Annotated in this window: 17 protein-coding genes and 1 pseudogene; 6 read left to right on the top strand and 12 right to left on the bottom strand. The window is 61.0% G+C overall.

Going from position 1 to position 20,605, the window contains the following annotated elements:
• Positions 1-150 precede the first annotated feature (150 nt).
• Positions 151-849: pseudogene (locus RN346_RS00915) on the top strand (ATP-binding protein); the annotation flags it as partial.
• A gap of 8 nt (positions 850-857) precedes the next feature.
• On the opposite strand, the gene RN346_RS00910 reads toward RN346_RS00915, so the two are convergent.
• The 4 genes from RN346_RS00910 to RN346_RS00895 all read right to left on the bottom strand — a co-directional run bounded on the left by RN346_RS00910 (position 858) and on the right by RN346_RS00895 (position 4,912).
• The gene (locus tag RN346_RS00910) at positions 858-1,730 is read right to left on the bottom strand and encodes a sulfurtransferase (protein ID WP_311961854.1); all 873 of its coding nucleotides are present in this window, start codon (positions 1,728-1,730) and stop codon (positions 858-860) included.
• Positions 1,731-1,764: 34 nt separating this feature from the next.
• Positions 1,765-2,520 carry a glutaredoxin gene (locus RN346_RS00905; protein WP_263585488.1) on the bottom strand — a complete coding sequence of 252 codons (756 nt, stop codon included), beginning with the start codon at positions 2,518-2,520 and terminating at the stop codon, positions 1,765-1,767.
• Between the two features lie 76 nt (positions 2,521-2,596).
• Complete coding sequence (locus tag RN346_RS00900; protein ID WP_311961853.1) at positions 2,597-3,808, bottom strand: MFS transporter; 1,212 nt, start codon at positions 3,806-3,808, stop codon at positions 2,597-2,599.
• Positions 3,809-3,874: 66 nt separating this feature from the next.
• Positions 3,875-4,912 (bottom strand): alpha/beta hydrolase, encoded by a 1,038-nt coding sequence (locus tag RN346_RS00895; RefSeq protein ID WP_311961852.1) that lies wholly within the window; start codon positions 4,910-4,912, stop codon positions 3,875-3,877.
• Positions 4,913-5,178: 266 nt separating this feature from the next.
• Here RN346_RS00895 and RN346_RS00890 point away from each other — a divergent pair, with 266 nt between their 5' ends.
• Positions 5,179-7,353 carry a malate synthase G gene (locus RN346_RS00890; protein WP_311961851.1) on the top strand — a complete coding sequence of 725 codons (2,175 nt, stop codon included), beginning with the start codon at positions 5,179-5,181 and terminating at the stop codon, positions 7,351-7,353.
• Between the two features lie 104 nt (positions 7,354-7,457).
• A complete protein-coding gene (locus tag RN346_RS00885) occupies positions 7,458-7,874 on the top strand; it encodes a PaaI family thioesterase (protein ID WP_311961850.1) in 417 nt (138 codons plus the stop codon).
• Here the strand turns inward: RN346_RS00885 and paoC are convergent.
• The 3 genes from paoC to RN346_RS00870 are packed head-to-tail and all read right to left on the bottom strand — an operon-like array spanning position 7,871 to position 11,556.
• Complete coding sequence (gene paoC, locus RN346_RS00880; protein WP_311961849.1) at positions 7,871-10,048, bottom strand: aldehyde oxidoreductase molybdenum-binding subunit PaoC; 2,178 nt, start codon at positions 10,046-10,048, stop codon at positions 7,871-7,873. The genes RN346_RS00885 and paoC overlap by 4 nt on opposite strands.
• A gap of 3 nt (positions 10,049-10,051) precedes the next feature.
• A complete protein-coding gene (locus RN346_RS00875; RefSeq protein WP_311961848.1) occupies positions 10,052-11,002 on the bottom strand; it encodes a xanthine dehydrogenase family protein subunit M in 951 nt (316 codons plus the stop codon).
• Complete coding sequence (locus RN346_RS00870) at positions 10,999-11,556, bottom strand: 2Fe-2S iron-sulfur cluster-binding protein (protein WP_311961847.1); 558 nt, start codon at positions 11,554-11,556, stop codon at positions 10,999-11,001. Before RN346_RS00870 ends, RN346_RS00875 begins: the two co-directional genes overlap by 4 nt.
• A gap of 329 nt (positions 11,557-11,885) precedes the next feature.
• Here RN346_RS00870 and RN346_RS00865 point away from each other — a divergent pair, with 329 nt between their 5' ends.
• Complete coding sequence (locus tag RN346_RS00865; RefSeq protein WP_311961846.1) at positions 11,886-12,857, top strand: XdhC family protein; 972 nt, start codon at positions 11,886-11,888, stop codon at positions 12,855-12,857.
• A 141-nt stretch (positions 12,858-12,998) separates the two neighbouring features.
• Here the strand turns inward: RN346_RS00865 and RN346_RS00860 are convergent, their stop codons facing one another.
• The 4 genes from RN346_RS00860 to RN346_RS00845 form a co-directional block, all read right to left on the bottom strand.
• Positions 12,999-14,039 (bottom strand): 2-oxoglutarate and iron-dependent oxygenase domain-containing protein, encoded by a 1,041-nt coding sequence (locus RN346_RS00860; protein ID WP_311961845.1) that lies wholly within the window; start codon positions 14,037-14,039, stop codon positions 12,999-13,001.
• A gap of 107 nt (positions 14,040-14,146) precedes the next feature.
• Positions 14,147-14,935, bottom strand: a complete 789-nt coding sequence (locus RN346_RS00855; RefSeq protein ID WP_311961844.1) for an ABC transporter permease — start codon at positions 14,933-14,935, stop codon at positions 14,147-14,149.
• Between the two features lie 11 nt (positions 14,936-14,946).
• On the bottom strand, positions 14,947-15,798 hold the full coding sequence (locus RN346_RS00850; RefSeq protein ID WP_263585499.1) for an ABC transporter ATP-binding protein: 852 nt from the start codon (positions 15,796-15,798) through the stop codon (positions 14,947-14,949).
• The gene (locus tag RN346_RS00845) at positions 15,795-16,817 is read right to left on the bottom strand and encodes an ABC transporter substrate-binding protein (protein WP_311961843.1); all 1,023 of its coding nucleotides are present in this window, start codon (positions 16,815-16,817) and stop codon (positions 15,795-15,797) included. Before RN346_RS00845 ends, RN346_RS00850 begins: the two co-directional genes overlap by 4 nt.
• Before the next feature lie 583 nt (positions 16,818-17,400).
• Between RN346_RS00845 and RN346_RS00840 the strand changes: the two genes are divergently transcribed.
• Positions 17,401-18,756: an amidohydrolase family protein gene (locus RN346_RS00840; protein ID WP_311961842.1), complete on the top strand. Its 1,356-nt coding sequence runs from the start codon at positions 17,401-17,403 to the stop codon at positions 18,754-18,756.
• Between the two features lie 184 nt (positions 18,757-18,940).
• On the top strand, positions 18,941-19,525 hold the full coding sequence (locus tag RN346_RS00835) for a nucleotidyltransferase family protein (protein WP_311961841.1): 585 nt from the start codon (positions 18,941-18,943) through the stop codon (positions 19,523-19,525).
• A gap of 55 nt (positions 19,526-19,580) precedes the next feature.
• Here the strand turns inward: RN346_RS00835 and RN346_RS00830 are convergent, their stop codons facing one another.
• Entirely contained in the window at positions 19,581-20,549 is a 969-nt protein-coding gene (locus tag RN346_RS00830) for a substrate-binding domain-containing protein (protein WP_263585503.1), read from the bottom strand.
• Positions 20,550-20,605 lie beyond the last annotated feature (56 nt).

The following is a 20,605-nucleotide window of genomic DNA, read 5'->3' as shown; positions in this document are numbered from 1 at the left end:
TATATTCTTTAAATGAATAATATTTCTATCAAGTATTTACGATATCGATTTGACCGTTGTGATAAATACAAGGCAGATTAGAAAAGCAAGAAAGGTTTGATTCGCCGAGGGCTGAAGCAGCCGGCGCTCGCCGGCCAGATCCGCTGGCTTTATCATAGCGCCAGCGCCGCGGCACTCGTGGGCGGCGGCTCGAAACCCAAGCCCGGCGAGATTTCGCTGGCCCACATGGGCGTGCTGTTTCTCGACGAGCTGCCGGAGTTTTCCAGAAGCGTGCTGGAGGTTCTTCGCCAGCCGCTGGAAACCGGCGAAATCCATCTGTCGTGGGCGAGCCACGAGCGCCGCTACCCGGCGCGTTTTCAGCTCGTCGCCGCCATGAACCCTTGCCCCTGCGGCCACCTGGGCGACCCGCGAAGCCGCTGCCAGTGCACGGCCAGCCAGATCCAGCGCTATCAGGCGCGGCTCTCTGGCCCGCTACTGGACCGTATCGACCTTCAGGTGGAAGTCCCCGCCCTGCCGCCGGAGCAGCTCACCGCCCAGACGCAAGGCGAGTCTTCTGATGCGGTACGCGAGCGCGTGATGGCCGCAAGAGCGCGTCAGATGGAGCGCGGTGCGCTCAACAGCCAGCTAAGCGGCAAGGCGCTGGAAGCCGCCTGTGACTTGAACGACGAGGAGCGCACCTGGCTTGCCGAGGTGCTGGAAAAGCTCAAGCTCTCGGCGCGGGCGTATCATCGTGTGCTGCGCGTGGCGCTGACGCTTTCTGATCTACAGGGCGAACCCAAGCCGGGGCAGACGCACCTGATCGAGGCCATTGGCTATCGGCAGCTGAATCGTCTGCTGGGAAAAGGCTGAGCAGTGCCTTACCCCTGATAACGTCCACTCATCACCCACGCCGTCCAGGAGCCGTCGAACAGCGAAAGGTGCTCAAAGCCGGCAAGCTCGGCGGCCACCCACAGGATGCAGGCGGTAATGCCCGAGCCGCAGCTAAACGCCACGTGATCTGCCGGCGATAACCCCCTGTCACGCAATAGTCGCGCAATCTCCTCAGCGCTTTTGAAGTAGCCGTTTTCCAGCACGTCACCAAACGGCAGGTTGCAGGCGCCGGGCACATGCCCGCCTGGAAACTCCGGGCGCGGCTCCGGCGCCTGTCCGGAAAAGCGCCCGGCGCTTCTGGCATCCACCAGCGTAAAACGCGGATTCGCGATGTTGGCCTGAACGTCATCCACGCTGACCACGCTCGGGTTGGCCTTGAGTACCGGGGGCGTCGCAAGCGGTGTTGGCTCGCTATAGCCCTGCTGCACCGGAAGCGACTGCGCAAGCCACCCCGGCAGGCCACCGTCGAGCAGACGGACGTTGGTAAAGCCCGCCTGGGTCAGCAGCCAGTAGGCGCGCGGGGCGGAGAAAACGCCGCGGTTGTCGAAGACGACGATCTCGTCATCGATCGAGAGACCCAACTGCCCGCACGCCTGTTGCAAGGCGTCCAGCGCCGGCAGCGTGTGGGGAAAGGGCGCACTCTGATCAGAAAAGACCCGCTCGATATCGAATTCGAGCGCACCCGGCAGCGTGCGACCATCCTCCGGTGCAAAGGATGCGATGGGGCTGTTGGGCAGCGAGGCGTCCAGCACCCTGGGCGGATTGACGCGCTTTAAACGCTCGTCAAGATCAAGTGTGGAAATGAGGATATCAGACATGGGATGAAACTCCGGGTAGTCCGGGAATGGTGGCATCCTCATGACGTCACCCCGGGCTTTAAAGCACGATGCACACTCAGCCTGCCAGCAGACGCAGCCCCATCCAAAGCCCCATACCGATCATCACCAGATTCTCGGTCAGCGACACGAAACCCAGCGGCACGTTCTTGCCGCCGCCCACGCAGGCGCACTTGAGCTCGCGTTTATCGATATAAACTGCCTTGAACACCGAGACCGCGCCCACGCCGCCGGCGAGCAGCGCCAGCGGTGCAGCGAGCCAGATCAAGGCGCCTGCCAACATCAAAAGCCCGGCCAGGGTTTCGATGAAGGGGTAGGCATAGGCGTAGGGCACGTAGCGCTGGGCGAGCAAGTCGTAGTTGATGAACATGGTGCTAAAGCTTTGTACGTCCTGAAGCTTTTGCAGGCCCAGCAGCACCATGGCGGTGGCGATGGCGTACTCCGGCATACGAGGCGCCGTAAGCGAACCTGTGGCGGCCCAGCTCACCGCCAGGCCGATCAACAGCGCCACGGCAAAAATCGCCAGTACCGGGCGGTAGGTCGTGGCGTTGGGGTCGCGCACGCGAAGGCCAAGGTGCTTGCGCACCTCCTCATAGCCGCCGATGCGCTCATCCCCAATATAGGTCTGGGGCGTGGTCTTGACGTTTTCTCGCGCCTTGAAGGCATCGATCTCCTCGCGGGAGGTCAGCCAGTGGTCCTCCACCTCGAATCCCTTGCGCTTCAAAAGATCCACCGTTTTCACGCCGAAGGGGCAGCGGTGTTTGGTCATGTTCATGCGATAGACCCGGGCGGTACCGCGTGTGGTCGTTGCCATCATTCACCTCGCTGAAACTATTGAGCGTGCTATTTACTAGTGTAGACGTTAGGGCGCCCCATGGCTTTTCAAGCCGCTAACAGCGGGCGCGTTTTCGCGTCAAACCGTAGCCCAGCAGCCCCACCACCGGCCCCGGTACCAACAGCCAAGCCGCATCCAGACCCACGCGCTCGAACAGCGCGGTGACGAGGCCGATGGAGACCACGGTGATGGCAAAGCCGATGGCGTTCAAAATGGCAAGCGATGCCCCGACGATCGCCGGCGGGCAGGCCTTGGCCGCCAGCGCCGAGAACTGCGGCGAGTCCGCCACCACCGCCGCGCCCCAGACGAGCAGCAAAAGGCCGAGCCCCAGGGGAGAAAGCGTGCGCCAGAAAAGCGCGAACAGCACGGCGCAGAGGCAAGAAAGCGCTAGCGCCGAGAGCGCCACGGCGGCGCTTCCAAATCGACGCGACAGTGCCCCGCCGACAAGACACCCCAGCGCTCCGACGCCGATCACACCAAAGGCCATGCCCGATACGCCAATACCGGACGCGTCACTGGCCAGCACCGAGTTCGCCACTAGCAGCGGCACCACCGTCCAGAAGGCATAAAGCTCCCACATGTGGCCGAAATACCCCCAGGCCGCCGCGCGAAAACCGGGCGCCTTGAACGCCTCGCTGACTTGCAGCGGCGAGCTCGAACCCGTTTGGCGCGCCGGCAGATGCGCGCCGTCACCCAGCATGAAAATCAGCCCCGCGCCCGCCAGCGCCAGCACGGATGACGCGCTGATCACGACCTGCCAGGGAAGATCGGCGCCCAGCTCTTTGAGCCCGTGGGGCAAGGCCGTGCCCAGGGTCAGCATCGCCACCAGCTGGGCCAGCGCCTGGCCGGTGCGTTCCGGGGCCCAGCTGACCACCAGCTTCATGCCCACGGGATAGATACCGGCCAGGCTGAGCCCGACCAGAAAGCGCCAGAGTAGCGCCTCGGTCAACCCTTGAGCGCTCCAAGCGAATAGCGCGTTGCAAAGCGCCCCCAGCAGAGCGCTGGCCACGAACAGGTGGCTTGCGCGAAAGCGGTCGGCAAGCCCGGTCAATGCAAGCGTAAGCGTGCCGAGAATGAAGCCGCTCTGCACCGCGCCGGTCAGCCAGCCGATTTCGGCGGCGCTGACGCTCCAGACGCGGGTCAGTTCTTCAAACGCGCTGTTGGCGCTGAACCAGAGCGAGGTGCCCAGCAGCTGCGCTAGCGCGATGACGGCGACCGGCCGGCGGGCCAGCACGCTCGGTGGATACGAAAAGGGTCGTTGTGCCACCCGCAGCCTCCCGACGAAGTGATGGATGAAGTGTTGGCCGTGAAGAGCCGAGCGCGGCGCCTGGGCTTACAAGCCCGTCGAGTGCGTCAGCGCGCGGGACGCCGCGGCGGTATCGTCGACGCCGCCGTCAGACCCGGCCTCCACGTCATCGAGAAACGCTTCGAGCCGCTCGAACAGTGCCTGGCGAATGGCGATGGACTCGTTCACCAAGTGGTGTTTCGCCTCGGGGTGGCGAAACACCGACGCCTGCGGCAGCTTCTCGGCCAGGATGGCGAGGTTTCGCTCCCAGTCCACCGTGGTGTCCTGCTCGCCCTGAAGAATCAGCGTCGGCAACGCGAGGGGCTCGAAAGCCAGCACCCTGGGAATCCAGCGGCGCATGGCGGACACCCAGACCACGCTCAGGCGCTCGGGCTGCAGCGGGTCGTGCTCGCGCAAAAAGGTGGTGAAGGCTTCGTCAGTGGAGTTTGGCCGGTACTTGCGCGGCAGCTCCTTGACGAAGGGGCTGGCAATGAGGTGCACCCAGCTGGCCTGGCCCCAGCGCCAGGGGCGCACCAGCGGTGCCAGCAGTACGATGGCCGCCCAGTGTGCCGCCTCACGGTGTTCCAGCGCGTCGGTCGCCAGAATCGCCGCGCCGGTGCTCTGGCCGATGCCGATCCACGGCGCCGGGGCCAAATCCGCCGCCTCCAGGGTGTGTTTGACGTGGCTGAAACAGTGCTGGTAGTCCTCGAACTCGTCGATCTCTGCTCGCGGGCCGCTGGAAAGCCCGTGGCCGGGCAGATCCCATAGCACCACCAGCCAGCCGTTCTCCAGCAGGCTTTCGAGCAGATGACGATAAAGCCCGAGATGATCGAAATAGCCGTGCACCACAAAGACTGTGCCCCGGGGCGCCATGGGGCTCCACACCTGACACCAGAGATTGAAGCGGCCGGTATCGATGAACCCGGCGTAGACCGACGGCGTACTTTCGAAAAGCTCGCTGAGCCGGTAGTGATGAAAATAGTCCTGGACCGCGCGGGTCAGCGGTGAGCCGGGGGCCAAATAGTGAAGCGCCGGGGCGCTGGGTGCCTGGCGAAACACCGCTGACAGATGATCGAACTCATGCATGGCGTCTCTCCCTGAGCGATCATGATGCCGCCATGACCGTTGCGCGCTTTATTATCATTTAGTCGAGCATGACTGCGCTTTCGCGTCTACGCTGTTTACAGGCCAAAGCGTTTATGGAACTATTTTCCATAAATAACTGTCTTGAGATCATTACCCTGACATTATCGTTCTGGAACTATTGCGTTCTTGAATTATTGTCCTGACATCATATCGATACTGGCCGTGGCCATCTTTCATCCCCACGGGCACTTTCAGAGGAGAGACCCATGAGCGAGCGTATTACGCGTCACCGCCTACAGGTGGCGGCTGAACTGGACCGCTTCATCACCGAACAGGCGCTACCGGGGACCGGTGTCGATGAAGACGCTTTCTGGTCCGGCGTCGATGCCCTGTTTCATGATCTTACCCCGAAAAACCAGCGCCTGCTGGAAGAGCGTGAAACGCTACAAAAAGCGCTCGACGGCTGGCACAAGGAGCACCCGGGTGCGGTGACCGACATGGCTGCCTACCAGCGCTTCCTAAAAGAGCAGGGCTACCTGGTCGACGCGCCGTCGACGGTCAACGTTACAACGGCCAACGTCGACCGTGAAGTCGCCGTTCAGGCGGGGCCCCAACTGGTGGTGCCGGTCAGCAACGCCCGCTACGCGCTCAACGCCGCCAACGCCCGCTGGGGCAGCCTTTATGACGCGCTCTACGGCACCGACGTCATCTCCGAAGAAGGCGGCGCCGAGAAAGGCACGAGCTTCAACCCCAAACGCGGCGAGAAAGTCGTGGCCTACGCCCGCGGCGTGCTGGACCGCGCAGCGCCCCTGGCCACCGGCTCCCATGCCGATGCGCAGAGCTATACGCTGCGCGACGGCCACTTGGTGGTGCGCCTGGCCGGCGGCCGTGAAACCGGCCTGCAAGATCCGGGCAAACTGATCGGCTTTGACGGCGACGAAAGCGCGCCGAGCTCGATTCTGCTCTCGAACAACGACTTGCACCTCGAAATCCAGATCGACGCCAACGATGCCATCGGCAAGACGGACCCGGCGGGCGTGAAGGACGTCGTTGTCGAGGCGGCGCTGACCACCATCATGGACTGCGAAGACTCCGTGGCCGCGGTGGACGCCGAGGACAAGGTCGGCGTCTACGGCAACTGGCTGGGCCTGATGCGCGGCGATCTGGAAGAGAAGATCGAGAAAGGTGGCAAGACCACCACGCGCAAGCTCAACGCCGACCGTACCTGGAAAACCACCGAGGGCGGCAACGTGACCGTGCCCGGCCGTTCGCTGATGTTCGTACGTAACGTGGGCCATTTGATGACCACACCGGCGATTCTCGACGAGAACGGCAATGAATTGCCGGAAGGCATTCTCGACGCCGTGATGACCTCGCTGATCGCGCTGTATGACTTGAAAAAGGACGCCGACCAGCCGCGCAACTCGCGCGCCGGCTCCGTTTACATCGTCAAGCCGAAGATGCACGGCCCGAAAGAGGTGACGTTTGCCAACGAACTCTTCTCGCGCGTGGAAGACATCCTCGGCATGAGCCGCGACACCCTGAAAATGGGCATCATGGACGAAGAGCGACGCACGACGGTCAACCTGAAAGCGTGCATCAATGAGGCGACCTCGCGCGTGGTGTTCATCAATACCGGCTTCCTCGACCGCACCGGCGACGAAATGCACACCGCCATGGAAGCGGGTCCGATGGTACGCAAGGGCGACATGAAAGCCGCCAAGTGGATCACCGCGTACGAGAAGAACAACGTACAGGTGGGCCTGGCGTGTGGCCTGCGCGGCCGCGCCCAGATCGGCAAGGGTATGTGGGCCATGCCGGATCTGATGCACGCCATGCTCGAGCAAAAAATCGGCCATCCGAAAGCCGGTGCCAACACCGCCTGGGTGCCCTCGCCCACTGCGGCCACGCTGCACGCGCTGCACTACCACCAGGTGAAGGTCGCCGACGTTCAGCGCGAGATGCAAAGCGCCGGCGAAGCCGATCTGCTGGATGATCTGCTCACCGTGCCGGTCGCCGAGAACGCCCACTGGTCCGATGAGGAGATCCAGCAGGAGCTCGACAACAACTGCCAGGGCATCCTCGGTTACGTGGTGCGCTGGGTCGAACACGGCGTAGGCTGCTCCAAGGTGCCGGACATTCACGACGTTGGCCTGATGGAAGACCGCGCGACGCTGCGCATCTCCAGCCAGCATATCGCCAACTGGCTGCACCACGGCATCGTCGACGAAGCCCGGGTGAAAGAGACCCTGGAGCGCATGGCGAAGGTGGTCGACGAGCAGAACGCCCATGATGCGAACTACACCGCGATGAGCGCCAACTTCGAGGACTCCACGGCCTTCAAGGCAGCGTCGGATCTGATCTTCAAGGGCCGCGAGCAGCCGTCGGGCTACACCGAGCCGCTTTTGCACGAGTGGCGCCAGGTGCATAAAGCGAAGTAAATCGCGCCTTCAATGGAACGAGCGATGAGAGCCCCGGGCAAGTGCCCGGGGCTTTTTTGTGGCATCGTTGCACCCATCCTTCACCGAACACGGAGACAACAACAATGACCGCCATGACCGTCGACGAGATCGAGCAGTTTCTGGACGAGGTATTTCCCCAGCGCATGGGCCGGGTGGAGAGCGTCGGCGAGATGCGCGCGACGATGCGCCTGACGATTGGCCACGAGCATCTGCGCCCCGGCCCTCGGGTGAGCGGGCCGACGATGATGGGCTTTGCCGACGTGGCGCTGTACGTGGCGATTCTGGGTCAGATCGGCCCGGAGCCAATGGCGGTGACCAGCGACCTGAACTGCCACTTTCTGCGCGCCGCCTCCGGCGAGCACGACATCATTGCCCACGCCCGGCTGATCAAGCTCGGCCGGCGCATGGGCGTAGGGGAAGTGCAGGTATTTTCAACCAGCGACGACGCGCGCCCGGTGGCGCACGTCGTCGCAAGCTATGCCCTGCCGATCAAGGATTAGATCGCGGGCAGCCGGTCGAGCATGCGATCCAGCGTCAGCGGGTAGTCGCGCAGGCGGATGCCGGTGGCGTTGTACATGGCGTTCGCCACCGCCGCCGCGCCGCCGCAGATGCCGAGCTCGCCTACCCCCTTGGCCTTGAGCGGCGTCGCGGCGCCGTCCAGCGTATCGAGGAAGATCACCTCCTGCTCCGGGATATCCGCGTGCACCGCAATCTCGTAGCCCGCCAGATCGTGGTTGGTGAAAAAGCCTCGCGTCGTGTCGATATTGAGGCTTTCCGAGAGCGCGGCCCCAATCGACATGGTCATGCCGCCGAGCACCTGACTGCGCGCGGTGGTCGGGTTGAGAATGCGCCCGGCGTCACAGACCGAGAGCATGCGGCGAAGGCGCGTTTCGCCGGTGTAGACATGCACCGCCACCTCGACGAAGTGCGCGCCGAAGGTGCCCAGCTCCATCTCATCCTGGAAGTCGCCGAAGTGCAGCGTGTCCTCGCCGATGAGCTCTTCGCCTTCGATCTCGAAAAGCCCAACGTCCTGGTCGCCTGCCAGCACGCGCCCGTTCTCGAAGCGCGGTGACTCGACGTTCAAGCGCTTGCCGATCTCTTTTTGCAGCGCCAAACACGCCGCGTAGACGCCCGCCGTCGAGCTTGCCGCGCCGAACTGGCCGCCGGAGCCGGACGACACCGGGTAAGCGCTGTTACCCAAACGTACGTCTACTTCGTCCATCGTGACGCCCATGGTTTCCGCCACGGTTTGGGCGAGAATGGTGTAGGAGCCGGTGCCGATATCGGTCATGTCGGTCTCGACGACCAGCTTGCCCTCGCTCACGCGCACCCGGGCGCCGGAGTCCATGGTGATCGCGCCGCGGTAGGCGCCGGCCACGCCCTGGCCGATCAGCCACTGCCCTTCGCGCTTGCTTCCCGGCGTCTTGTTGCGCTCGCCCCAGCCGAACACTTCGGCGCCTTTTTGCAGGCACTCGACGAAGTGGCGGTCGCTATAGCGCTTGTGCGGCTCTTCCGGGTTGACCTGGGTGTCGTTGAGGATGCGAAACTCGACCGGGTCCATGCCGAGCTTCTCGGCCATCTCGTCCATGGCAATTTCCAGTACTGCCAGCCCCGAGGCCTCACCGGGCGCGCGCATGTCGGCGGATTCCGGCAGGTTCATGTCGATAGCGTGGTGCGCGGTGCGGCGGCTTTCGCCAGCGTAGAAGCAGCGCGTCTGGTTCACCGCGTCCTCGCCGGCGCCGCCCGGCAGGGTGTGGGAGATCGCCGAGTGATCGAAGGCGGTAATGTGGCCGTCCTTGTTCGCGGCGATGCGCAGGCGCTGGACGGTGCCGGAGCGGTGGGTGGCGTTGTTGAAAATGAACGGGCGCGGCAGCGCGACCTTCACCGGGCGTTTGGTCTCACGGGAGGCGAGCGCGGCCAGCACCGCGTCGGCGCGCACCCAGAGCTTGCCGCCGAAGCCGCCGCCGACAAACGGGCTCTCCAGGCGGATGGTGTCGGCGTCGATGCCGAAAATCTTCGAAAGCCCCTGGCGGGACCACTCGATCATCTGGTTCGAGGTCCAGAGCGTCAGGTGCTTGCCCTCAGACCAGTCGGCGATGGTCGCGTGAGGCTCCATCATCGCGTGGCTTTGAGAAGCGGTGTGGTAGGTCTCATCCATCGTGACCTCGGCGCGCTCGAACGCGGCGTCCACGTCACCCACTTCTGAAATCACGTCGCGATCCTGAAGCCGCTTCCAGGCATCGTCCAGATCGAAGGTGCCCGGGGTCTGTTCGTACTCCACCTCGATGAGCGACGTCGCCGCGCGGGCCTGCTCAAGGGTATCGGCGACCACCACGGCGATCGCCTGGTGGTAGTGCTCGACGATATCGCCGCCAAAAAGCTTGGCGTCGTTGCTGGCCGGGCGGGGCAGCTCGTCGATGTCGAGCGCGGTGATTACCGCCGCCACGCCGTCGGCGTTGCGCGCCGCCGTGGCGTCCATGCGGGTAATGCGCCCCTTGGCGATGCTCGCGCCCAGCGGATAGCCCACCAGGTGATTCTCTACCACGTCATTGCGCTCGTAGGCGTAGGGCGCGGTGCCGGTGACCTTCAGCGCGCCGTCGATGCGGGCGTGGGGCTTGCCGATGATGCGCGCACGGTCGAACAGGTTCTCGTCGACTGACTGGTTAAAATCCATACATCACTCCTTGGCCAGCAGAGCCGCCAGCGTGCGTCCGGCAAGCGTCAATTTGTAGGCGTTGTCTTCGGTTGGGCGGGCACCTTCCAGCAGCTTCTCCATGACGGCTTTGGCGCCGTTGGCAAGCTCGGCATCGGCGTTCTCGCGCCGCCAGGGTTTGGGCGCCACCCCGCCCAGCGCCACACGCCCTTCGCCGTTTTCCTGCTCGATCAGCGCCACCGACACCAGCGCAAAGGCATAAGACGCGCGGTCGCGCACCTTGAAGTAGCGCTGCTTGCCGCCGACCGGGGCAGGCAGCACCACGCCGGTGATGATCTCGCCGGGCGTGAGCGCGTTTTCCACCTCCGGCGTGTCGCCGGGAAGCTGATAGAACTCGTCGAGACTCAGCCGCCGAGTCTGGCCCTCGGGGTCGATGGTTTCCACCTCGGCGTCGAGCACACGAAGCGCCACCGCCATATCCGAGGGGTGCGTAGCGATGCAGGATTCCGAGGTGCCGATGATGCCGAGCTGGCGGGTGTCGGCGCCCTCGTCGAGGGCGGCGCAGCCGGCGCCCGGCTCGCGCTTGTTGCAGGGCATTTTTGGGTCGAAAAAGTACGGGCAGCGAGTACGCTGCAGAAGGTTGCCGCCGGTCGAGGCCTTGTTACGCAGCTGGCTGGAGGCGCCGGCGAAGAGCGCGCGGCTGAGCACCGGATAGTCGCGCTTGATGCGCTCGTCTGCCCCGAGCGCGGTGTTGCTGACCATCGCGCCGATCTTGAGCCCGCCGTCGTCGGTGGCGGTGATGGCATCGAGTCCCGCGTGGGTGATATCGATCAGGTGCGGCGGCACTTCGATTTCGTGCTTCATCAGATCCAGCAGGTTGGTGCCGCCGGCGATGAATTTGCTGCCCGGCACCTCGAAGGCGCGCGCCGCCGCCTGGGCGGCATCGTCGATGCGCTCAAAGGAAAAGGCTTTCATGCGCGCTCCTTGGCAACCTGTTGAATGGCCTTGAGAATGTTGGCGTAGGCGCCGCAGCGGCAAAGATTACCGGACATGCGCTCGCGAATTTCGTCGTCGGTGATCTCGATGGGTCCCGCCAGGTCATCGGTGACGTGGCTCGGGATACCCGCGCGAATTTCCTCGAGCGTCGCTTTCGCCGAGCAGATCTGGCCCGGCGTGCAGTAGCCACACTGGAAGGCGTCATTATCGATGAACGCCTGCTGCATCGGGTCCAGATGCTCGACGTCGCCGACGCCTTCGATGGTGGTGATCTCGTCACCTTCGTGCATGACGGCCAGTGTCAGGCAGGCGTTCACCCGCTCGCCGTTGATGTTCACCGTACACGCGCCGCACTGGCCGTGATCGCAGCCTTTCTTGGAGCCGGTGAGATTCAAATGCTCGCGCAGGGCGTCCAGCAGCGTGGTGCGATTATCAAGCGTTAGCTCGTGGCGCTGGCCGTTGATGGTCAAAGCAACGTTTGAGCGCGTTTGAGCGCTCGCGCGTGGCTTCTCGAACGTCGTCGTAGAGGTCATTTTTCATTGCCTTTAATTATGTTCCGATGCCGAGTCACGGTCATGACCGGTTAAGCATAGTCACAATCGGCGCGCTCGGCCCAACGCATCCGATAACCCACATCAAGGCTCGTTGACTGGTCTACGCTACACTAGGCTCTGTCTGAAAAGTGCTTGCGCTCGACAATACGGCGTTAAAAATTGGCTCAGAATACTCATTTACACACCGTAAACTCCGTTTCTTCGCCAATTTTTGCCTTGTCTTGTCTTCGCTCACCGACTTTTCAGACAGACCCTAACGACTCCCACCCGCGCGGCCCGGCGCCGCTTCACGAGGAACGCATCCTTTCATGCAACATCTGGATCTGAAGGTCATCGAGCAAGCGCTTGCGTGGTGCGATGAAGGCGAGACGATATGGCTCTGCACGGTGCTCGACACCTTCGGCTCCTCCCCCCGGGCGCCGGGGTCCTGGCTTTGTGCGAACGGGCGCGGCGAGCACGCAGGCTCGCTCTCCGGCGGCTGCGTGGAGGAGGATTTTCTCGAACGCCTGGGCCGCGGCGCTTTTGATGCCCCGATCACCCTGACCCGCTACGGCGACGGCGAAAACGCCGTGCCCAACGTGGCGCTGCCCTGCGGCGGGGCGCTGGACGTGCTCATCGAGCGCTTGGCGCCGACGCCGGACACCCGCGCACACCTGGTCAGGCTCCGGGAGGCGCTCCAGGGCCACGAGCCGCTAATTCGCCGGGTCGATACTCAACGCGGTGAGTACGCGTTTCACCCAGCCCCGCCGGTCGGGCCGCGGGTCGAAATCGAGGATGACGTCATCCACCTGCGCGTCTCGCCGGCGCACCGGCTAGTGATCGCAGGGATTTCAACGATTACGGCGCCCTGCGCGTCCTTTGCCGTCACGCTGGGTTTCGAGGTGATCGTCTGCGACCCGAATGAGGCCGCCTGCCAAGCGTTCAACGTGCCCGGCGCCGAGGTCAGAACCACCCTGCCCTCGACCTATATCTCGAGCCAGACCTGCCACGTCGCTACCGCGGTGGTGGCACTCACCCACGACCCGCGCATCGACGACCTGGCGATGATGGAAGCGGTGCGCACCCAAGCGTTTTATATCGGCGTGATGGGCTCACAGCGCACCTCCAACGCCCGCGCCGAGCGTTTGGCGCGCTCCGGCGGTTTGAGCGACGCGCAGATCGCCCGTATCCACATGCCCATTGGGTTAGCACTTGGCAGCAAGACGCCTGCCGAGATCGCGCTGGCGGTGATGGCGGATATCGTGCGCGTGCAGCATGGGAAAACGATGGATGCGCTTTGAGCCAGCGGGGTCATACAGCGGCGGTGAGAAAACCCGGCACAGGAGAGTGCCGGGATATGTAACATGCGTAGCGTCAGAGGCCGCTCATTCGCGTGCGCTTTTGCAGCCAGGCAACTATCGCCAGTTCAAGGTTAAAAACGGTTAGTCGCTTTTTTTCTCGGCGCTGAAGTTAGCGGCGATTCTCTGCTGCAGGTAATCGTGAGCGGTGATGGGCGGGTACTTTCCATTGGGCCCCTGAATCGTCACGCTCTTATTCGCTTGACAGAAAAATGCCATGCTGTAGCGCGGTTGCCCCGCTTCCTCGGGCGTTGGCATGCGTACACGATGCAGCGTGGATTTCAGTTGATCATCGCTCCACCGCATCAGCATATCGCCGATATTGCAGGTAATGATGTCATCACGTGGCTCGACGTTGGTCCAGGCAGGTCCGTTTCCATCCTTATTGGCATCCTGGCCTGGGCATACTTGCAAGCCCCCTTGCCCTTCGCGCTGAAAAACCATTGTCAGGCAGTCAAAATCGGTGTGGGCTCCAGCACGCCACAGTGACGCATCCTGAAGTGCCTCCTTCGAAAGCGGAAGATAGTGCAAAAGCCGAAGCGTGCTTTGATACTCCTCGGAGGCACGGTCGTGCGCGAGTGCGAAAAAATCCCTTGGAAAATCCAGCTTTTCAGCAAAGCAGGAGAGTACCTGCATACCAAGCCGCCAAGCCTTATACTCGAAATCGAGAATAATGCGCTGGAACTCTGCCAGCGTCACCTGATCGGGCCACAAGCCCTCCATGCGCGGCAATGTCACTTGAAAGGATTCCTTTTGGTCCGCGGTTTGCGTGGAGGGTCGTACCTGCGACTTGAACTCCCAGCCCGCGTTTTGTCCCTTCTTTAACGCGTAGCGATTCTTTTCTTGTTCCGGCAACTGAAAAAAACGTTCGGAGAGGCGAAAAGCCTGTCGGATCTCTTCGGTTTCGAGGCCGTGATTGACCAGCTGAAAAAACCCCACTTCGCTGGCGGCCTGCCAAAGCTCTCGACTTATCTCATCACGCCGAGTTTCGAAGTCGCCAAGATCGATGAGTGGGATTTTCCGGTCGGTTTCACTGCCCAGTCCGCCAATCGTGCGCTCGAAATCGAGTTCCTCAAGCGTATTTTGAGTCTGCTCGGTCGCAGAATTACGTAAAGATAGAGTCATGGTGCTTCTCCAACGTCATGGCATATCGAGCTTGCCGGTCATTGGAGCAATGCCGGGCGACGTAACATCGCCTGCCGCTTCTACTCCGAAAACTGAAGCCGCCCCCTTTAGCGTTCGCTATCGGCGGGCAGGCTCCAGGCGAAAAAGGTTTGTTGTACCCACTGAACCGCCTTGAAAAGCAGCAGGCTGACGACCGAGAGGAAGAACAACGCCGCAAAAGCCTGGGGAATACGAAAATAAGAGGTCGAGAACTGGACGAAGTAACCCAGCCCCTGTTCCGCCGCCACGAATTCGGCGATGACAGCGCCAATAATCGCAAGCGTAATCGCCACCTTGAGGCCGCTAAAAATATGCGGCACGGCGTACGGAAGCCGTACCTGCCAGATCTGGCGCACGGGCGAGGCGTTAAGAGAGTTCGAAAGCTCCAGCATCTCCCTGGGTGTCGAAAGCAGCCCCGACGTGGTTGCCACCACAATGGGGAAAAACGAAATCAGGCAGGCAATCACGGTACGAGGCGCTTCGCCTGCACCGAGTATGACAATGATCAGAGGGGCTACAGCCACGATAGGCGTGGACTGAACCACGATCAAAAAAGGCAGCAACGTACGCTTTAGAAAAACCGAGCGCACCATCAGGATCGCCATGGGGATGCTAATAAGTACCGAAAGCGCAAAACCCGACAGCGCGACTCTCAATGTGGCCCAAAGATGGCCTAGCCAGCGCTGGCCATCCACGCCCAGAAAGGCATCGAAAATCTGGCTGGGAGCAGGGAAGACATAGTCAGGCACGCTGAATAGCCTACAGCCAAGCTCCCAAAGTACGATCACTCCTAAAAAAGCCAGTAGAGGAAGCAGTTTTTGATGTACCAGATCGTGAATATAATTCGCGTCTTTCATGGAGTGCTTCCTCACGAGGTTTGATGCTCAAGCGGTCGAGTCGCGGACGGTCGTGCGCTTTCAGGCTCAGGATCGTTAAAGGCAGTTTTGGCTGCGCTCTCCTGACCGAAAATATGCCGCCGGATTCGCTGGGTATAGGTATTGAATGCCGGCAACTCTATCGTCGAAGGGGTCCGTGGGCGCGGCAGATCGATAGTGATTTCATCCACGATCGAGGCCGGACGCGGGCTCATTACCAGCACTCGGTCTGCCAGCAACACCGCTTCGCTGATTGAGTGGGTGATAAACAGTACCGTTTTGGGTCGAGCACTCCATATTTGTAAAAGCTCAAATCCCATTTGCTCACGACTTAGCGCATCCAGTGCCGAAAAAGGCTCGTCCATGATCAGTATGTCCGGGTCCAAAAGAAGCGCTCGCGCAATCCCCACCCGCTGCTGCATGCCGCCGGAAAGATCATCGGGGCGGCGGTTCAAAAAATCTCCCAATCCAACGGTTTGCAGAAGCTCGCAAGCGTTCTGTCGGTCGCGTCGCCCTACGGTTTTGCCTTGATGACGCAAGGGGAAAACAACGTTCTCGACGATATCGAGCCATGGTAAAAGCGTTGGCTTTTGAAAGACGATACCCACGTCGCCATCCGGTTGCGTCACTTTTTGGCCGAATCGATAGACCTCTCCCTGCGTTGGCTGGGTTAGTCCACTGAGCAGACGCAAGAGCGTTGATTTACCACACCCCGATGGCCCAACGACTGCCACGAACTCGTGGTGCGCAAGTTGAAGCGATATATCGCTAAGCGCTTCAACCGACGGCTTGCGCCGGGCCCGATAGGCGTGGCTTACATTCAAAAACTCAACCGCGGCTTTCATCGCGAACTCCCGGGAAGAAAACGACGGTCGACGATGCTTTCAGGGTCGAGGACTTCGGGGTCCATTTCCTGAGCGTTAGCGGTCCACTGCCAGGTAGATGCCAAGCGACCGGGCTCAAAAGTGCCCAACCCATTGGCTGCGCTGAAATCGTTGAAGACCAACGAGCGAATCGCCTCGATCGTCCGAGCGGCCATATCGATCTCGACCTCAGGTACGACGTCGTTGACCGCTACCGCCGCTTGTTCGGGGTTGGCCCAGGTGTATTCGATCGCCTGCTCATAGGCCTCGACGAAGCGTTTGGCAACGTCTGGACGCTCATCCAAAAACCGTTCGCTGGCAATCAAGGTCGTCGCGTAAGCCTCAAGTCCGGCTTCGTGCCAGGGTATAACGCGCAGCGATTGCCCTATCGAACGGGCGTTATCGGCGTAGCGTTCCTGGTCAGTGATCCAACTAATGACAACGTCCGTTCGTCCGTTCAGCAGCATGGGGCTAAGCGTGCCGGGATCACTCTGAATCAGGTTGACGCTTTGCTCATCGACACCGTTCATTTCGAGCAAGAGCGGTAAAAAGAGATTGGAAGAAGTAAAGGGCGAGGTAGCGATACGCTTATCGGCCACGTCACTTACCTGCTCTATATCTGAATCTTTCAGTACATAAAAAGCGTGGGGCGGCTGACTGAATACCGAATAAACCCCCTTGACCGGTACATCGCCTTCGGCGTGAGCAATCATCAAGGCGGTTATATCGGAAAGCCCTATGTCTGCCTGACCCGTTGCCAGCTTTGTGATGGCATCGGTCGAACCTCGCCCCTGAGAAATGTGGACGTCGAGATCCCTTTCTTCAAAAAAGCCTTGGGCCAATCCTACGTATACCGGCGCCTTGTCACCGCCAGGAAGCCAATCGAGTTGAAAAGTCACACGATCGGCGGCATGAATAGTGCCGCTCATCAAAAGCGCGGCAAGCGTGATGGCAGTGGCTTTTGTCTTGTGAATGGAGGAATGCATTACAGGTAGCGTCATCACTTTTTCTCCCACGTCATCGGATCGGTCACAGCAAGGAGCCAGATAGTGGGGAAAACATGGTTTTTTAAGCCATGCACGCCCCGGCTCGTTTTGAAACGAGGACCGCTTGGCGTGCCTAGCAATGACCTGGGCCACAAGACCCTGACAGCTTCTACCAGGACACGATGGCAAAAAATCGCCATGTGTACATGCCAAAGCACAAGGTGTGCCTTTAACAAAATTAACTATTGAATATCATGCGCTTAATATAATAAATGAATTATCGCGCCAACTGTTTGGAGATAAATCGCGCTTGGCTGGTGCAAGGTAATGGACACTCGGCCAACCTTTGGTGCACCACGCTATAGATAGCTGCCCCATGGCGGCTGCCCCAGGGTTTTTTATATATCGACCTGTTTTACCAAGGGTTTGAATTTACAGGGGGGTGAAAGGCCCTGGACAACGGTTGGAGCGATAATTGCAAGCTTCAAATCGTTTGCACCATGGCAGTCAACCACGTTCCAAGCGACCCTCAACAGGAGTAGAAGCGGTCAGGGTTATCCCGGGTCATTGCTCCAGAATATCGATACATGGAGTTACCATGAGCTACCTCATTCGCCGGGCCGCGGCGATTTTCTCTTCCTCTTTTCCAGCCGCCACCGATATTCGAATTCGCGACAATCGAATCGTCGAACTCGGTACTGACCTACCGGTCCAGCAAGATGAACACATTATCAACGCCAACGGCTGCGTAGTATGGCCTGGTCTGGTTAATACCCATCACCATTTGGCGCAGTCCATTCTCAAAGGAGTACCGGCCGGGCTCAATCAAGGTCTGGGAGAATGGCTTGGCTCGGTGCCGTACCGCTTTTGGCCTAAAATAACGCCGACTCAGATGTATCATGCCGCAAGGCTCGGGCTCTACGAGATGCTGCGTTCGGGCGTGACGACCTGCGCAGACCATCACTACCTCTATCATCACGACACCACGCCAGAGCTCGAGGATGCGGTATGGCAAGCGGCTGACGAGCTGGGTATACGTCTGGTGTTGTGTCGCGGTTTCGCTACGGAGGCAGGCACACATAAGGGCATGGCCCGTCACAATATCCTACCGGAGACGTTGCAGCAGGTAGTGGATCGCTTGGATCATAGCCGTAAGCGCTACCATCAGCCTCAACAGGATGCCATGCGACGGCTGGTGGTCGCGCCAACCAGTCTGATACATTCGAGCCGCCCTGATACGCTGGAAATACTGGCTCAGTATGCAAAATGCAATGGCTTGCGGCGTCACTCCCACCTTCTGGAAGTCGCCTTCGATGAGCACCAGTCACTCGAAAAATATGGCATGCCCGCCATCGATTACGCCGCCGAGAGGGGATGGCTTGGTAGCGACGTTTGGTTTGCCCATCTGGTGCATAGCAACGCTCATGTCATCGAGCGACTCGCCGATACGGGAAGCGGCATCGCACACTGCCCAACCTCCAATTGTCGTCTGGGCAGCGGTATTGCGCCAGTGCCTCAAATGGCGAAAGCGGGCGTTCCTATAAGCCTTGGTGTCGATGGCTCGGCATCTTCTGAATCCGGCTCCATGTTGCAAGAACTCAACTTAGCTTGGCTTTTGCACCGAGCGGTATGCGGGCCCGAAGCCACGACGCTTGAGCAGATGCTGGAGTGGGGTAGCAAAGGCGGCGCAGAGGTTCTGGGGTTGAAAGACATCGGCGAAATCAAAGTAGGCCAGGCAGCGGATATCGTGATTTACGATATCGCACGACCACGCTTTGCTGGTATTCACTCACCGTTGATGGCTCCCCTGCTATGTGCCGAACCGGCAGCGGTTTGGTATAGCTTCATCAATGGGCGTCCCGTGATTGAAAAAGGCCAGTTGAAGGGGCTGGATGAGGCGGAACTCACCCGGCAGGTGCAACTCAGCGTCGCCGAATTGCTCTCATCGGTATAAAAACCGCCGTCGATGATTGTTTTGCGTTAGGCAAGACTGTTATGCATTGCGTTGTTTGGTATCGATACACGTAGAAACGACGTGGCCAGGGTTATCGCAATAGCTCGCTTCGCTTGTAATGCCGCCTCTCATCAAGGTCAAATAGAGGCGTTCGAACCGACTCATCACCGTGGAGCGCTGAAACGTGCAGCGAGACAAGATCATGGCGCTGATGATGGCGGCGGGTTACTCGCGCCGCTTTGGCGCGGCGGACAAACGCGACGCGGTGCTCGGTGACGGCCGCTCGCTGCTGATCGCAAGCCTGGCCAACGCTCGGGGCACGTTTTCAAGCCTTAGGGTCGTGGTGCGCGAGGAGGATGCGCCCACCGGCATCGAGGAGTGCGCGCTGATTCGCGTGAAAAGCGCCCGTCACGGCCTGGGGGCGAGTATCGGCGAGGCGTTCGGGGCGCTGCTCGAGGATCCTTCCGTGTCGGACATCCAGGCCGCTGCCGTGCTGCTCGGCGATATGCCCTATATCCAGCGCGGCACCTTTACCGCGCTGATGGACATGAGTGCGCCGAATATCATCGTCTCCCCCAGCCTCAACGAGAGATCGGGCCACCCGGTACTGTTCGGTCGCGACTTCTGGCCGGCGCTGGCCCGGCTTGCCGGCGGCGAGGGCGCGAGAGCCGTGCTACAGGCCAACGCGGCGCATCATCGGGTATTGCCGGTCGATGATGCCGGCATTGCAATGGACATCGACTGCCCGGCGGATTTGTCTCGCTCATGACGCGTACGCCCCATCCGCGAAGGCGAACGGGGCGACGACCAACCATTATCGCGAATCAATAGGCGGCGTCGGGTTCAAGATACTCCTCGACGTTGTCGGCGGTGATCAAGTCCGCGGCGAGAATCATGCGCGACGGCACGCCATGGTACATATCGCCCAAACGCTCACCCTTCACGCCGTGCACGGCCAGCGCGATCGCCGAGGCAATCATGCTCGGCGGGTAGGTCACGGTGCCCTTGACCATTGGATGGTCGTCGCGAATCATCTCGATCACTCGCTGCGAGCCGCCGCCGCCTACCACGAGCTGGATATCGTCGCGGCTGTTCTCTTCGATGGCTTGAAGCGCGGCGACCAGCACATCGTCGTCACCGGCCCAGATGGCATCGACCTCCGGGTTGCTGCCCAACAGATCCTCGGTCACGCTGAGCGCCTGCTGAGCGTTCCAGTCGGTATTTTGTGAGGCCAGAATATTGATGCCCGGGTAGTTCTCCATGACCTGGTTGAAGGCATCGACGCGCTGGCTATTGATGGGAATCGGCGGGCCTTCGAGCACCAAAAGATTGCCCTCGCCGCCAAGCTCTTCGGCAATATAGCGCGCGGCCTGCTCACCAAGGCCCGGGTTGTCACCGGCGATAAAGACGTTCTGCGCCGGCGTTTCAAGCTCACGGTCGACTACCACCGTGTAGATCCCCTCCTCGTACGCCTCGCTAATCACCGCCTGCAGCGTGGCCGGGTTGTAGGGCAGGATCACCAGCGCATCCAGGTTGCGGATCATCAAATCCTCGACGTTGGCGACCTGGGCCGTACCGGAGTTGGCGGACAGCACGGTGAAGCTCACGTCCGGATGCTTTTCGGCAAGCTCTTCGGTGGCCTGCTGGGCCCACCACGAAAGCCCGGCGGTCCAGCCATGCTCGGCGGCGGGCACGGTCACCCCGATGTGGTACTCCTGAGCGCTGGCGCTGAGCGCGGTTCCCATCAAAGCCGTTGCCAGCGCTGTCTTTTGTAGTACGCGTGTCAGTTTCATTGTTATAACCCCGTCTGCATGCGAAGTGAGCAAGGCGCCGCCTTGCCCGTTATAAA

Origin of the sequence: Halomonas sp. PAMB 3232, assembly GCF_031954225.1 — a bacterium.
Classification (GTDB): domain Bacteria; phylum Pseudomonadota; class Gammaproteobacteria; order Pseudomonadales; family Halomonadaceae; genus Vreelandella.
This window is presented reverse-complemented; position numbering and strand designations above follow the sequence as displayed.

What these genes read in the sequence shown, in the direction of transcription:
- RN346_RS00910 (WP_311961854.1), bottom strand. Translation starts at nt 1,730, where the DNA reads ATGAGGATGCCACCATTCCCGGACTACCCGGAGTTTCATCCCATGTCT.
- RN346_RS00905 (WP_263585488.1), bottom strand. Translation starts at nt 2,520, where the DNA reads ATGGCAACGACCACACGCGGTACCGCCCGGGTCTATCGCATGAACATG.
- RN346_RS00895 (WP_311961852.1), bottom strand. Translation starts at nt 4,912, where the DNA reads ATGCATGAGTTCGATCATCTGTCAGCGGTGTTTCGCCAGGCACCCAGC.
- RN346_RS00890 (WP_311961851.1), top strand. Translation starts at nt 5,179, where the DNA reads ATGAGCGAGCGTATTACGCGTCACCGCCTACAGGTGGCGGCTGAACTG.
- RN346_RS00885 (WP_311961850.1), top strand. Translation starts at nt 7,458, where the DNA reads ATGACCGCCATGACCGTCGACGAGATCGAGCAGTTTCTGGACGAGGTA.
- paoC (WP_311961849.1), bottom strand. Translation starts at nt 10,048, where the DNA reads ATGGATTTTAACCAGTCAGTCGACGAGAACCTGTTCGACCGTGCGCGC.
- RN346_RS00875 (WP_311961848.1), bottom strand. Translation starts at nt 11,002, where the DNA reads ATGAAAGCCTTTTCCTTTGAGCGCATCGACGATGCCGCCCAGGCGGCG.
- RN346_RS00870 (WP_311961847.1), bottom strand. Translation starts at nt 11,556, where the DNA reads ATGACCTCTACGACGACGTTCGAGAAGCCACGCGCGAGCGCTCAAACG.
- RN346_RS00865 (WP_311961846.1), top strand. Translation starts at nt 11,886, where the DNA reads ATGCAACATCTGGATCTGAAGGTCATCGAGCAAGCGCTTGCGTGGTGC.
- RN346_RS00860 (WP_311961845.1), bottom strand. Translation starts at nt 14,039, where the DNA reads ATGACTCTATCTTTACGTAATTCTGCGACCGAGCAGACTCAAAATACG.
- RN346_RS00855 (WP_311961844.1), bottom strand. Translation starts at nt 14,935, where the DNA reads ATGAAAGACGCGAATTATATTCACGATCTGGTACATCAAAAACTGCTT.
- RN346_RS00850 (WP_263585499.1), bottom strand. Translation starts at nt 15,798, where the DNA reads ATGAAAGCCGCGGTTGAGTTTTTGAATGTAAGCCACGCCTATCGGGCC.
- RN346_RS00845 (WP_311961843.1), bottom strand. Translation starts at nt 16,817, where the DNA reads ATGACGCTACCTGTAATGCATTCCTCCATTCACAAGACAAAAGCCACT.
- RN346_RS00840 (WP_311961842.1), top strand. Translation starts at nt 17,401, where the DNA reads ATGAGCTACCTCATTCGCCGGGCCGCGGCGATTTTCTCTTCCTCTTTT.
- RN346_RS00830 (WP_263585503.1), bottom strand. Translation starts at nt 20,549, where the DNA reads ATGAAACTGACACGCGTACTACAAAAGACAGCGCTGGCAACGGCTTTG.